The sequence below is a fragment of the Flavobacterium sp. Leaf359 genome, assembly GCF_001423985.1.
Lineage (GTDB): Bacteria > Bacteroidota > Bacteroidia > Flavobacteriales > Flavobacteriaceae > Flavobacterium > Flavobacterium lindanitolerans.
Genome location: NZ_LMPW01000001.1, coordinates 137939 through 151821, shown reverse-complemented (window position 1 = coordinate 151821; position 13883 = coordinate 137939). Strand labels below are relative to the sequence as shown.

Below are 13883 nucleotides of genomic sequence, written 5' to 3'. Positions count from 1 at the left end.
AAGAAAAAAGACAGCCGATAAATCCCTGTGTTTTTGCTTCTTAAAGTTTTAACAGAAATTATCTTTCGATTGATATAATTTGTAAATTTGCGCTTTCAAAAAACAACATATGAATTTACAAGATATCCCAAAAATAAAGCATCTCGACAGTAATAACTTTTTTCTTCTGGCTGGTCCTTGTGCCATAGAAGGAGAAGAAATGGCACTTAGAATTGCTGAACGACTTGTTGAAGTTACCAACAAATTACAAATACCTTACGTTTTTAAAGGTTCTTTCAAAAAAGCCAACCGTTCCAGAATCGACAGTTTCTCAGGAATTGGTGATGAAAAAGCCCTGAAAATCTTACGAAAAGTTTCTGAAACCTTTGATGTTCCAACCGTTACCGATATCCACACCAACGAAGATGCAGCTATGGCGGCAGAATATGTGGATGTGCTTCAGATACCTGCTTTTTTGGTTCGACAGACAGACCTTGTCGTTGCGGCTGCCAACACCGGAAAGACCGTAAACCTGAAAAAAGGTCAGTTTATGAGTCCGGAAAGCATGAAACATGCCGTACAGAAAGTATTGGACTGCAACAACCAGAAAGTAATGGTTACTGACAGAGGAACCATGTTTGGATATCAGGATATGATTGTAGATTACAGAGGTATTCCTACCATGCAGCAATACGCTACAACAGTCCTTGACGTAACCCACTCTTTGCAACAGCCAAACCAAACGGCAGGTGTAACCGGTGGAAGACCTGACATGATTGAAACCATCGCTAAAGCAGGAATTGCAGTTGGCGTTGACGGAATTTTTATTGAAACCCACTTTGACCCTGCCAATGCAAAAAGTGACGGAGCCAATATGCTGGACCTGAAATATTTCGAAGGACTCATGACCAAGCTGGTAGCCATTAGAAAAACCGTAAATAATTTTTAAACCGAATAACCTAAATTTTTTAATAATAAATAATTCCCAATTTTGAAACATCCATTAATAGTGGGTGTACTTACTTTTTTTTGTGCTTTTTCACAGTACACCTTCGCCCAAGAGCTGGCAACGAGTCCTGAAAAATACACTGCCCACAACAAAGGAAAATTCTTTATCTATTGGGGTGGCAACAGAGAATCTTACACAAAATCAGACATTACCTTTAAAGGCGATGGTTACAATTTCACAGTAAACGATGTGAAAGCGCATGACAAGCCTAAAGGGTATCACTTAGATTACCTGAATCCGGCCAGAATGACTATTCCGCAAACCAACCTTAGGATTGGCTACTTCATCAGTGACCATTATAATGTTTCCATTGGTGTTGACCACATGAAATATGTAATGACTCAAGGCCAAACTGCCAATGTAACAGGAGAAATTAATCTTCCGGCATCAGAAGCAGGAGCCATACACAACGGTACGTATAACAATACACCAACTGTTATGTCTGAGGACTTTTTGAAATTTGAACACACGGACGGTCTTAACTATGTGCATGCACAAATCAACCGTGTGGATGATATTTCCAAGCTTTTCAGAATCTGGAATACAGACAAAATCCAGATTAACCTGACAGAAGGTATTGGCGGCGGACTTCTCTATCCAAAAACAAATGCTACTTTGTTAAGCAAGAAAAGACATGACGATTTCCATATTTCCGGATACGGAGTATCTGCCCAGGTGGGTTTGAACCTGACTTTTTTCAAGCACTTTTTTATTCAGGGTGAATTGAAAGGCGGTTATATTGACATGCAGGACATTAAAACAACTTCCAGCAATGCCGATAGCGCTTCACAACACTTTGGATTCTTCCAGAGAATAATTACCGTAGGCGGAATCTTCAGGCTATAAGCACTTTAGAAAAATAATTTAGAGTCCCCCGAAAATTTCGGGGGATTTTTTTTGCCAATTCATTTTTATTATCTTACTTTGTTATTCAAAGTACTTTATATGGAGACAAACAAATATCTCAATGACATTTCAGAAATCAAGAACATGATGAACCGTTCTTCAAGGTTTATTTCCTTGAGCGGTCTGTCTGGTGTTCTGGCCGGTGTGTATTCCCTGATTGGTGCCTGGATGGCTTATAAGACCATTTATAGTGACAGCTCTGATTTAGGTAGTTATAAAAATCTGGTCGTTCCAGAAAGTTCCATAAAGAGACTTTTCGCTATTGCCATTATTGTTATACTCCTATCCATAACAACAGGAATTTCATTAAGTATCAAAAAGGCAAAAAAAGAGAATGAAAATATTTGGGATGCCTCTTCCAAAAGGCTGTTGATTAATTTTGCCATTCCTTTGGCAACCGGAGGTTTTTTCATACTGTTTCTCATTGAAAAAGAAATCTACGGATTTGTAGCTCCCCTAACCCTCATTTTTTATGGTCTTGCCTGTGTCAATGCCAGTAAATATACTTTGGGCGACGTTCGTTATCTGGGTATTACATTGATTATCATTGGCCTGATTTCTTCCTATTTTATTGGATATGGATTGTTGTTTTGGGCACTTGGTTTTGGTGTCTGCCATATTTTTTACGGGTTTAAGTTGTATTTAAAGCATGACAAGAATTAAAATTATATTTAAAGCGCTACAAATACTATCTTTGGCAGTGTTGTTTTCATGCGGAGGAACCTGGGAAAATGATGAAACGGTTTGGAAAAAGACTTTTAATTCGGAAAAGCCAAAAGAGGTGACTATAGTAAATTCAAAAATTTGGGTTTCGTCTCACTGGAGCTATGAGTTTCAATCCTTTATGGAAGTAAAATCGAATAAAAAACTGTTGGATGCCTTTGAGAAACAGTATGAGTTGGAAGACAGTCAGGAGTTTGAAGTTATAGAAATAACCGAAAAACCAAAATGGTTCACCCCTAAAACAGAAGAACATTATATCATAAAAAAAAGCAATCTTTATAATGACTTCAGGATTTTTATTGATAAGCAAACAAAGAATCTATTTATAACCTGTTCACAATTATAGTTTGAAAAATATCATCCAAAATATAAATAAGGCGTTTGACCACAGAATCCGACTCGGGATTATGTCTGTACTGATGGTCAACGAAGCTGCCGATTTTAATATGCTGAAAGAGCTTTTGGGTGTCACCGACGGTAATCTGGCCAGCCATACTAAGGCGCTGGAAGCTGAAAATTACATTTCTATTGAAAAACAGTTTATTGGGAAAAAACCAAACACACGTTATATTGCCACAAAAGAAGGAAAAAAAGCCTTTAAGGAACACATTGACGCCCTTGAAAAACTAATCCAGAAAAGTTAAGATTTTTTTTATCGATTTACTTTGAAATACAAAGTACTTTTAAAAACACCATGAGAGATTTATTTATCGAAAAACTATACGACATCAGTAAAAAGCCTTATCAAAAGCTTTTGAAAAAGAATGAACCTTGGAAAATTACCCATGCAGAACTGCTCCTTATGCCGGAACAAACTTTGGGATTCCATCTAGGCCATTTCCTATCCAAACACGGCTTTGAAATACAATCCAAACTCGAAGACCATGACGTGTTTCATGTGCTTACCAATACAGGAATTACAGTTACTGAAGAAATAGGCATGCAATACTTTTTGTTCGGAAATGGTAAACGGAGCCTGTATCTGTACATGGTAATAGCCACAGGAACGCTTTTCTATCCTGATAAGATTGGCTATTTCGAAAATCAGTACTTACGGGGTAAAAATGCGTTCCAATTCCATAATCTGGATTATTTCAAGATGCTTTCGATTCCTTTAAAAACAATACAAACCACTTTTAAAATCAAATAATTATGAAAAAACAAACAACCTTAAAAAACTGGTGGAAGATAAATTACAAATGGTCGCTTTCTTTGGCCGCCTTTATTATTGCCTGCTTGATACTGGCCTACAACATAAGCCGGGGCAGTTTCAAAGACATGGCCCAGGCCTATGCAGACCCTACCCTGTTTCAGAATGCCATAACCAAAGCCAATGAAAACACGAAAGTAATACAGGTTTTTGGAGCGCTTGAGCCTATAGACAATCTGGCTATACTTGAAGGCAACACAAAATATACAAACGACAACAAGGCAATTGAGGCCACAGTAAGGGTAATCGGAAAAAAAGCACAGGGCAAAATGGATATTTCTGCCCAAAAAAACGGTTCAGAATGGACTTATGAACTTATTAAACTTAGGGTACAAAAACCGGACAGGAAATAACCGTCATCAAATGCTAAATATTCCAATTTTCTAAATCCGTTAACTTTAAAAATCATTTTTTATGAAAACCGAAATTTCTTTTCTTCAATCAACAACAGCCCGATTAATCCTGATAGGTGTACTTACAATTGTTCTGTTAATTCCATTGACATTTGTACAGGATTTGATTACCGAGCGTTCTTTCCGAAAACAGGAAGTCATTTCTGAAATTACAGCAAAATGGGGCGACAGCGTCCTGCTTTACGGACCAATAATCAAAATTCCTTACACGGTGCATTATCCCGTAAAGAATACGACAGAAACAGTTTCCGAAACCGAATATGCTTATTTTTTTCCGGAGCAGCTTAATGGCCAAATCGATGTAAATACGACTGCGAAAAAAAGGAATAATTATGAAGCAGTGGTTTTTAGTTCGTCCATGAAGTTTGATGGAACTTTTACCAAACCCGATTTTAGCTCAAAAGGTATTGCTACAGAAAATATACAATGGGATAAGGCTACTTTACTGATAAGAGCCAACAATCTTAAAAGTATAAAAGACGGTATGAAAATAAAACTGGGAGATAAAACCATGTCTTTTGAAACGGCTACCAGTGACCCTGCAACGTCAGTTTCTACTTTAGAAACACCCAACTTTGCTATTTCTGAATATTTTACAGACGTAAAACTGAATTTCAATTTTAATGTTGCCTATGATGGAAGCCGGGAATTAAAAATTGTTCCTATTGGGAAAACAACTTCAGTAAGTATGAAATCCAACTGGAAATCTCCAAAATTTACAGGCTATTTTTTACCGGGCGGCAATTTAAAAAAATCGGACGATACCGGTTTTGAAGCCAGCTGGAAAATTCTTGATTTTAACAGGCCTTTCGCTCAAAACTATTTTGGCGACTTCCCGGAATTGAAAAATTATGCTTTTGGGGTTGATTTTATTATTCCGGTTGACGAATACCAAAAGAATGAACGTGCTTCAAAATATGGCTTTCTCGTAATAGGCCTTACATTTCTAATCTTTTTTGTCATCCAATCCATCAGTAAAATCAGTATTCATATTTTCAATTACACTATGATTGGATTGGCTCTGGTTATGTTTTATACGCTTCTGATATCTATCACAGAACATAGCAGTTTCCTGAAGGCCTATTTAATTGCCGGAATTTCTGTAGTACTGATGATTTCGCTCTACTCCGTTTCTATCTTAAAAAGTAAAAAATTTGCTGCTTTTATAGGTCTTTCACTGACAGCGTTGTACACTTTTATTTTTGTTATCATCCAACTTGAAAATTATGCGCTTTTAGCTGGCAGTATCGGGCTTTTTGTTATTCTGGGATTGGTAATGTACTTTTCAAGAAAAATTGATTGGAATGCGATAAAAGAAGAAGTTTAATTAGGAGTTAAAACTTAGCGTCTTAGCAACTTTGCGAGACTATTTCACGCAAAGTCGCTAAGACGCAATGTATTGAATGTTATACTTATTAAATATTACTTCTCTAATTCCCGAACGGTAATATAATTATCATCTTCCATTTTCCAGGAATCTCCTTTTATCTTAATCGTTTCGCCTATGGCTACTGTACGGTATTGTTTCGGGTCTTTCAGATTAGGAATACTGATTGTGGCATAATAAATCTTTCCGTCTTCGGCGGTCAGGATAGCCGTATAGCCGTCTTTCCCCTTGTTGATTTCATTGACTTTGCCCTGTACGGCAATCGTGTCGTTTTTTTCTTCTTTTCCTTCTTCCGGTGTCCTGATTTTCACGACTTCCGTTCCGTCTTCCTTAACGGTTGCCTGTTTGTTGGAATTACAGCCGGAAACAGCAATTGCCGCCACTAGCACAAATGATTTTAAAAATAGTCTTTTCATAGTGATATAATTTCCATAAAGATAAAGATAGCATCGTTAAAAAAGACAAAACAAGGCATAAAAAAAGCCCTGATAAACCAGGGCCTTATTTTTATTTACCCTCAACAAAAGGTTGGAGGTATTCAAATCTTTTGGTTAGTTTTCCATTTTCGGTTATTTTGGCACGTTGCAATATGCCGTCCTTGTCGCCATTAAAAAAGGCAGGAATGACATGTTCCATAAACATTTCACCAAAACCTTCGCTGGCATCTTTTGGCAGTTCGCATGGCAGGTTATCAACCGCCATAACTACAATTGCAGCCGGATGATAAATCTCAACTTCCTTGTGCTCACTTGGCAAATAGCCATACAATGGCTCAGCAATGGTTGAAGCTTTGATGGTTGACGCAATCGGACCGTCAACATCACAAGAAATATCGGCTACAATCTTAATTTTATTGTCTTTTGAATTAAGCATTTCTCTGGTCAGAATAACCGGAGCGCCGTTACCGTAGAAATGTCCGGCCATAAAAATATCTGCAACTTTTGAAAAACGCTCAAAATCTGAGGTATAGTCTTGCGGGTTATTATAAAAATCTTCTTTATCGATAACCTTTCCGTCAATACGTTTGTTATAATCCAATACATCAATTTGGGTATACACAGGCTGGGTGTATTTTTTGGACAGAAAATCTTCCGGTGTTACTTCCTTTACCTTCATCCCGTCAAGGATTTCCTTAGCTCCCATGCCCACTTTTCCGTGTCCGGTCAGAACTATCTTGATTGGAGGCAATATTTGTCGCTTTAATCGTGCCACCAAATCACTTTTTCCTGAAAGTGTTTCTGCTTTTGGCAGGTTAAACAATTCAAACTTAATTCCAAATGCCCTTATTCCATTATAGGCTCCAACTATTCCCGCATATCTTCCAAAACCTATAAGCCGTCTGTTATCGGTATCAACTATCGTTTCATGGTCATACAAATCGATATTTTTTTCCAGAATAGCCTGTAAAAGTTTGCGGTTATGGGGTTGTTTTTTTATGGTATGGGAAAAGAAAAAATACTTTTTTCCAGGAATCAATGCCTCAACAGGAACCTCTTTTACGCCAAAAAACACATCACAATCTGAAATATCATCAGTTACATTCAAGCCTTGCGACCTGTATTCATCATCATTAAATATTCTGATATCAGAGCTTTCCACTTTCAGCTCCACTTCCGGGTGTTCTTTTAATAATCTTGAGGCTTCTTCCGGGGTAAATACTACTCTCCTGTCGGGTGGGTTTTTTCTTTCCTTAATAATTCCGAATTTCATAATAGTTTTTAAAAAATAAAGGGTGGTGTTTAGGTTAATTTCAGAAATGATTGAAAGCTTCTCAATATTTTAACAAAAACATTTCTTTGATTACAACTTTGTAACTACAACGTTATAATTTGTTCCAAATATAACATTAACCGCTAGCCCTCCAAAACTTTTATTCATAAAATATTGAGGATATTTTGTCATTTATACCCTAAAATGTTAAAGGAATATAACAATACAATAAGTTGCTTTTTATTTTGTTAAAGTAGAAACCATAATGTGCCTGTTTTTCTATATTTGCTTCCCAACCATTATAATTACAATGACATTTTCAAAATATATATACCCTTTGCTTGCTTCGGCATTGTTGCTTACATCATGCCAGGAAAAAAACAAACAGATTGCCTCTAACGAACCTGTTGAAAATAACACCGATGCGCTTTCACCTTACAGTATAAAATCAAAAAAACTTCCGGCCAGCTATGTTACTCCCAAACAGGAAAGTCTGGAAAAATTTTATGAAAAAAACTGGCCCAACAACTCTATGAACGGCGGTTTTCTGGTAGCCAAAAACGGGCAGATTATTTTTGAAAAATATGAGGGAAAGTCTAATTTTTCTAAAGGTGAAGACATTAGCGCCACTACTCCGCTACACATCGCTTCGGTTTCCAAAGTATTAACGGCTACAGCCATATTGCGGCTTATAGACCGGGAAAAATTACACCTGGAAGACAAGGTGAATGCTATACTGCCTTCCTTTCCTTATGAAGAGATTACTATTAAAATGTTGCTGAATCACAGGAGCGGCCTGCCTAACTATGCCTATTTTGCTGATGATACTAAAGTATGGAACCGTTCCAAAGTGCTGCACAATCAGGATATTCTTGATTTGCTGGCACAGCACAAATTCGGCCTGTATTTCAAGCCTGACAGAAAATTTGGCTACTGCAATACCAATTATGCCATTCTTGCATTGGTTATTGAGAAGATTACGGGAAAAAATTACCGTGAGGCCATGAAAGAGATGATTTTCGAACCGCTCGGTATGAAAAACACTTATGTTTACGATTATTCAAAAGACAAAGAAACGGCAAGTCTTTCCTATAAAGGCAACAAAGTACTTTATGAACTGAATCATCTGGATGATGTGTATGGCGACAAGAATATCTATTCTACACCTCGCGACCTGCTCAAGTTTGATATGGCCACCTATTCTGACAAGTTCCTGAATCCGGTATTGGTTAGCGAAGCTTTCAAGGGTTACAGCTATGAACACCGCGGTACTAAAAATTACGGTCTTGGTATTCGTATGCTGGAATGGGAAACCGGAGAACAGCTGTTTTATCATAACGGATGGTGGCATGGAAACACTTCTTCTTATGTAAAGCTGAAAAAAGATACGGTAGCCTTGTTTGCCATTTCAAACAAATACACCCAAAAGACGTATAAAATCTGGAAATTGGCTCCTCTTTTTGGTACCTATCCTATTAAACTTGACAAAGACGACGTAATCAATTAGCCTGAATTGGAAAATGTATTTTTTTAAACTACTTTTGCGGTATGGTTTTTGCATTATAGCAAGAGTTCTTAAACATATTGGGGTCGACTGGTTTTGACAGCGAGTCGAATTGAAAAGTAAGCACGTCGAGAACTGGGACAATTCTCGTTACTAAATGGTCCTACACTTTTACACGGCGAAAATAATTACGCTTTAGCTGCTTAATCTGAATTATAGTACGATTTGCCTAGTTCCTGCAAGGCAGGAAAGCTAGATTCTCCTTGAAAGCCTTGGTTTGTGGCGTTCTTAAAAGGGGAACCGTAAAAATAAACCTAGAAACAGTCAAGCTTCGGGGCTGTTTTGACAACTAAGAAGATAAGCATTGTGTGGCTGTTCCTGGCCTTGCACAATGACGAAAATCCAATCAGGAACTAAACGTGTAGAAAGCCTTTTGGTTGCTTGTTTGGACGGGAGTTCGACTCTCCCCGACTCCACATTGTACTTTAAATCAAATGACGAAGTCGTTTGGTTTTAGTAAAAAACTTCCTTAAATACCGCATGAAGCCTGCAATTATTACAGTTGCGGGCTTCGTCGTTTTTAATCGGCAACAAACAGAATTTATAAAAATGCACAGAAAGTTTGTGGCACTTTCTGTGGCACTTTACGGTTGGAGTTGCTACCTAATTTGCTACAAAAAGCTAAGGCAATATTCCTCCCCTCTAGTTCATCTAGATGTGTTCTGGATAGGTATGTTGTTTGATGAACGAAATCGATTCTTGGTGGAGGGAAAACCGCTTTAAAAGAAAATCAAAATTGGACAGCTTATCTATTTTCCAAGTACTATTCTTAGAGTGCTTTTGGTAACTCCTAAGTGCTTTTGCGAAGCAAAAGGAGCCTTTCTTCAGGGTTACTGATGAAGGGGTAATAAAGGGGCAACAAGAATCTGGTGTTCTATGAGAGGTAAGCGTCAGACTACAAATCCATAGTGTCTACTGAACAGTTTGGAACGTACAGGGAAGGATAGTATTTCCGAAATACACAACTTGACTATTCTGATATTCAAAATCATTCAGAAGGCTTAAAAAAGGCAATAAGGGTTGCACTTCATTACCTCGAAGCCCACAAAAAAATCCTCATCAAATTGATGAGGATTTTTTTTTATGAAACTAATTATTAAATATTTCTAACCGATAATTCGTAGCCATCTTTCTATAGCAGCTCTGGCCTTTAGAAGCTAAAATATTTCAAACGTAACAATGATTCTGTAATTCATTTTAGATTTTGAGTCCATTCATCAAAATGAATCTTACCCTTTTGGTGATCTCCTTCGGGTACCAAACCTGATTTAGGAAAATCATAAAACATATATTTATGCTCGTTGTCCGAAATTACGGTTTTATGCTGCCCAGTAACTTTTATATACCTTGAAACAAATTGATCCATAGGGGCAAGCTCAGGACCAGCAATTTCAATGGTTCCGTTTTTAGCTGTTTCTAAAGCAAACTTCAAGACAAAATTGGCGACATCTTCAGCTGCTATAGGCTGGAAATCAAGTGTAGAAACATTAACAACATCCTCTTTTCCCTGAACTGCTATAATTGTAGAGACATGCTCATGAAATTGCGTCGAGCGAATGATGGTATAAGGAATACCAGCGTTCTTGACAATATCCTCCTGATTTTTTTTCGCACGCATGTATCCAATATACTGTACGCGGTCTATACCCACAATCGATAAAACCACATGATGCCTAATTCCTGCCAATTTTTCAGATGCTACTAGGTTCTTGCCAGCCGTCTCAAAAAAATTAAGGGCGTTTTCTTCTTCAGGGGATGAAGAATTTGAAAGATCAATCACAATATCGGTACCTCTTAACGCTTCAGAAAGTCCTTCTCCAGTGATGATGTTAATTCCATGTGAAGGTGAGCCTATTACGACTTCGTGCCCTTGGTTTTTTAATTTGCCAGCAACATTGGCCCCTATTAATCCTGTCCCGCCTACTACTAGTATTTTCATTTTTTTATGTGTGATGTGAGTTAAAATTTTAATATGGAATTCGTTAATGCAAAGTTGAATCATTTGCATACACGAGAAAACACACAAACCACAGCAGAAGGTGGACAAATGGCATTAACTTAGAAAATAATCCGCAACACTTATAAAAGGAAATCGCTGGGCGGAGCATTGTGTTTTCTATATTCCGTAGGAGAAAACCCAGTTTTCTTTCTAAAAAGCCGCATGAAATACTTTTCATCTTCGTAGCCCAGCAGATCAGATATTTCCTTGACGCTGTGATCGGTGTAATAGAGCATTCGCTGCGCTTCCCTTAAAATCTCCTTTTGAATAAGCAAAGATGCTGATGAGTTGGTTGTTTTTTTTACGGTATCATTTAAGTAGCTAACGCTGATATGAAGTTTTTCGGCATAATCTGCAGGCCTTTTAAGGTGATGGTAATTATGCCTGACAAGATTCATAAATTTCTTCGTAATCATTACCGAACGGGACGCAAAGTTCGCCGTACTCCCCATCGGTTTGCTTTGGTAGCTTAGCCCCGCCTGGGCAACAAATGCGGATAGCAAAGGATGGGAAACATCCTTATATGTTGTACTATTGATCTCTTCGAGTGCCATAATGGATTGTATGACAGACTTGAACCAATCAAATTCTAAATCTGTAAGCCCTACAGATATCATCTCCTCCAAACATTTGTCAAGCGTAGCTCGTACAGATACTTCGATCAGATTATTTTCAAAGGAAATATACCACCCGCTGCCTTTTGAAACACTAAGTACTTGATGGACCTGCCAAGGAGGCGAAATGAAAAGTGTTTTGGCTGGCATTATAAAATGCTCAAAATCTAAAAGCACTTCAAGAGCACCATCTTCGATCAGCATACAGGTATAATGGTCATGCCTGTGAGGATGAAGCGCATCTGTGAAGTCATCTGATAATTCATCCCATGCCTTAACTATAAAACCTTCGATGCCTTGCAGCCTACGCAGAATAATAGGCACACCTTTATCCGATTTGTTTACTTCTATAGAAAAATTTGCCATGCTTCAACGACTTTTAGAGAAATAGCAATGATAAAAGTAAGAAATAAAAATTTCTCTCTTTTTTCACATTTGAGTTGCAACATTTTTACCATAAAAAAAAGGTAAGGCAAAATTCATCCTTACAGCACTTTAAACTAACAAGTAAAAATTTAAACTAACAATTGTAAAGGTTATTTATATTTTAAAATTATTTGGAATACATTACATTAATCATGTGAATTATAACTATCTTTGAATCAACTAATAGGGTAATATAGTTCTTTCAAATCAGATGGCTTCGTGTAGGGGCCTTTGCATATAAAACATACCAGTTTTGCCGCCGTGGCACATTCGTGGCACTCGGAAAAAAAAATCAAAAAACAGGGCTTTGGATATCAAAAACGGCATAGGTGTCGGACCCTTCAGCTCCACCAGGTAACCAAAATTTATCTTGCAAGGGAAATGCTGTCACAATCGACAGCATTTTTGCTAACCGGAGTTTTTTATGGCACATTCGTGGCGCAGCACCTTTCCAAAAATCAGGAAATCAACGTTTATAGGGGCGCTAGGGCAATAGTTCGACTCTCCCCGACTCCACGAAAAGCGACGATTTAGCTCTATTAAGCTAAATCGTCGCTTTTTCAATTAAAACACTCAAATACCTTCCTCAGAGTATTTAATAGCGGCAGCATGTTCCTCGGAATGATTGCTTAGACAGTTTTCAACAGCCAATACTTTAGATATTCTGCGATATCTTATCATTGATCATTTCATGCATTTTCCTGATATTGCCAATAGTTTCACTTTTTGTAATACTCAGTACAGGATTATTCTTAATAAAGGGTTTGGCTATCATTTTAAGCAAAAACGGCTGCCCCTTAAGCAGGTTAGTGGTATCTTTAAATGTCAACCTCATGAAGGGACTTTCGACAGGCCCCAACAGTTCAGCTTTTTTTATGTTTTCCCATGGTACAAACGCATTATAAAGCATTTGCTGGTTAATAAATATTCCATTACCGGCCACCCCAAATGAAGGCTTTTTAAGATCTTGCTTGAACCGCAAATAAAGATAGATAACCATAAAAGCAATGGCAAAACGACTACCCCACGTATATATGGTTGCAGGCCACCCAACGTCGGTTACGTACCGTAAATCTTTATACCTCCACGAGGTTACCAAGGCGCGGCGGGTATACTCCCAAAAAAACAGCTTGCAAATTGCAGCAGGAATGGCGCACACGAGTATGAGCACCGTAATATTTCGAAAGGATTTATTAATCGCTTGCCTGTTATGCGCAGCGGTTTCAATTAGATTCAGATTTTTCATTATACTGTTTTATTTGATTAATCTATATTCTCTACTACGTAATTTTAACCGGATCAGGAAAATCATTCTCCGTTAAATATGTCACTGTTATTTTTACTGGTTGCCCTTGTAGTTCCATACTTTGGAAATCTTCATCTGCTTCAACCTCACATAGAAAAGCTTCTTCCGAAATTGCATCACCCAGAATAATCCAGGGATGTCCAAATTGTGTTTTCGCGTAGTAAATTTCCATTTTCGTGTTTCCCTTAGCGGAATATAGTGCATCGCCCACCGGATAACCTTGGATTTCGCCAATTAATATAAGGCTTGCCAGAGTTAGCAATTCCAAAAGTAAGAAACAAAAACAAAAAGGAAGCAGATAATAAACTAACGTTAATTTTCGTGATACAAACGTTGGATATCCGCTAACAACTGTTTTTGAAGCTGATATCCCTCTTGCCACAAAAGCTAACTTAGTAATCCCGTTTTCCTATTTACGGCCATTTTTTAGTTATTAAAGTGATTTCTTTCACTTTGCGAAACAAATACCGCCTTAGCTTCTGCATCTTTACTGCCATCAGTAAGGTTTGTCGCAACACCTATGAAAGGAAATTTAATAATGACATCGGAAAATGCGGATGCCTTCGAGATGAGCATCGGCATGCCGGACAACACGATAAAGGAAATGCGTCGTGTATCTTTTGAGAGAAAACTTCTT

15 protein-coding genes and 1 other RNA gene are annotated in these 13883 nt (G+C 37.7%); 10 read left to right on the top strand and 6 right to left on the bottom strand.

The genetic code is table 11. The features are described 5' to 3' along the window. The first annotated feature begins 109 nt into the window (after positions 1-109). From kdsA to creD, 8 genes are all read left to right on the top strand, one after another. Positions 110-928, top strand: a complete 819-nt coding sequence (kdsA, locus tag ASG38_RS00680) for a 3-deoxy-8-phosphooctulonate synthase (RefSeq protein WP_056065676.1) — start codon at positions 110-112, stop codon at positions 926-928. Between the two features lie 42 nt (positions 929-970). Beyond that, the gene (locus ASG38_RS00675; RefSeq protein ID WP_101472303.1) at positions 971-1834 is read left to right on the top strand and encodes a hypothetical protein; all 864 of its coding nucleotides are present in this window, start codon (positions 971-973) and stop codon (positions 1832-1834) included. Positions 1835-1933: 99 nt separating this feature from the next. After that, positions 1934-2557, top strand: coding sequence for a hypothetical protein (locus ASG38_RS00670; RefSeq protein WP_056065673.1), 624 nt, complete (start codon positions 1934-1936; stop codon positions 2555-2557). Further along, complete coding sequence (locus ASG38_RS00665) at positions 2544-2963, top strand: hypothetical protein (RefSeq protein ID WP_056065670.1); 420 nt, start codon at positions 2544-2546, stop codon at positions 2961-2963. Before ASG38_RS00670 ends, ASG38_RS00665 begins: the two co-directional genes overlap by 14 nt. A gap of 1 nt (position 2964) precedes the next feature. Next, positions 2965-3261, top strand: coding sequence for a transcriptional regulator (locus ASG38_RS00660; protein WP_056065667.1), 297 nt, complete (start codon positions 2965-2967; stop codon positions 3259-3261). Between the two features lie 50 nt (positions 3262-3311). Continuing rightward, entirely contained in the window at positions 3312-3767 is a 456-nt protein-coding gene (locus ASG38_RS00655; RefSeq protein ID WP_056065664.1) for a hypothetical protein, read from the top strand. A 2-nt stretch (positions 3768-3769) separates the two neighbouring features. Next, positions 3770-4180 (top strand): cytochrome c oxidase assembly factor Coa1 family protein, encoded by a 411-nt coding sequence (locus ASG38_RS00650; RefSeq protein ID WP_056065661.1) that lies wholly within the window; start codon positions 3770-3772, stop codon positions 4178-4180. A 61-nt stretch (positions 4181-4241) separates the two neighbouring features. After that, the gene (gene creD, locus ASG38_RS00645) at positions 4242-5567 is read left to right on the top strand and encodes a cell envelope integrity protein CreD (protein WP_056065658.1); all 1326 of its coding nucleotides are present in this window, start codon (positions 4242-4244) and stop codon (positions 5565-5567) included. Positions 5568-5662: 95 nt separating this feature from the next. On the opposite strand, the gene ASG38_RS00640 is transcribed toward creD, so the two are convergent. Further along, positions 5663-6043, bottom strand: a complete 381-nt coding sequence (locus ASG38_RS00640; protein ID WP_056065655.1) for a hypothetical protein — start codon at positions 6041-6043, stop codon at positions 5663-5665. Positions 6044-6134: 91 nt separating this feature from the next. After that, entirely contained in the window at positions 6135-7337 is a 1203-nt protein-coding gene (locus ASG38_RS00635) for an NAD(P)-dependent oxidoreductase (RefSeq protein WP_056065650.1), read from the bottom strand. Positions 7338-7647: 310 nt separating this feature from the next. Between ASG38_RS00635 and ASG38_RS00630 the strand changes: the two genes are divergently transcribed. Beyond that, positions 7648-8844, top strand: coding sequence for a serine hydrolase (locus ASG38_RS00630; protein WP_056065646.1), 1197 nt, complete (start codon positions 7648-7650; stop codon positions 8842-8844). Between the two features lie 79 nt (positions 8845-8923). Next, positions 8924-9320, top strand: a transfer-messenger RNA (tmRNA) gene (gene ssrA / locus ASG38_RS17295). A 773-nt stretch (positions 9321-10093) separates the two neighbouring features. Here the strand turns inward: ssrA and ASG38_RS00620 are convergent. The 4 genes from ASG38_RS00620 to ASG38_RS00605 form a co-directional block, all read right to left on the bottom strand. Then, a complete protein-coding gene (locus ASG38_RS00620; RefSeq protein ID WP_056066704.1) occupies positions 10094-10840 on the bottom strand; it encodes an SDR family oxidoreductase in 747 nt (248 codons plus the stop codon). 140 nt (positions 10841-10980) lie between these two features. Beyond that, a complete protein-coding gene (locus tag ASG38_RS00615; RefSeq protein ID WP_056065640.1) occupies positions 10981-11880 on the bottom strand; it encodes an AraC family transcriptional regulator in 900 nt (299 codons plus the stop codon). A gap of 715 nt (positions 11881-12595) precedes the next feature. Further along, a complete protein-coding gene (locus tag ASG38_RS00610; RefSeq protein ID WP_056065638.1) occupies positions 12596-13186 on the bottom strand; it encodes a hypothetical protein in 591 nt (196 codons plus the stop codon). A gap of 34 nt (positions 13187-13220) precedes the next feature. After that, positions 13221-13628 carry a hypothetical protein gene (locus ASG38_RS00605; protein ID WP_157485954.1) on the bottom strand — a complete coding sequence of 136 codons (408 nt, stop codon included), beginning with the start codon at positions 13626-13628 and terminating at the stop codon, positions 13221-13223. Between the last annotated feature and the right edge of the window lie 255 nt (positions 13629-13883).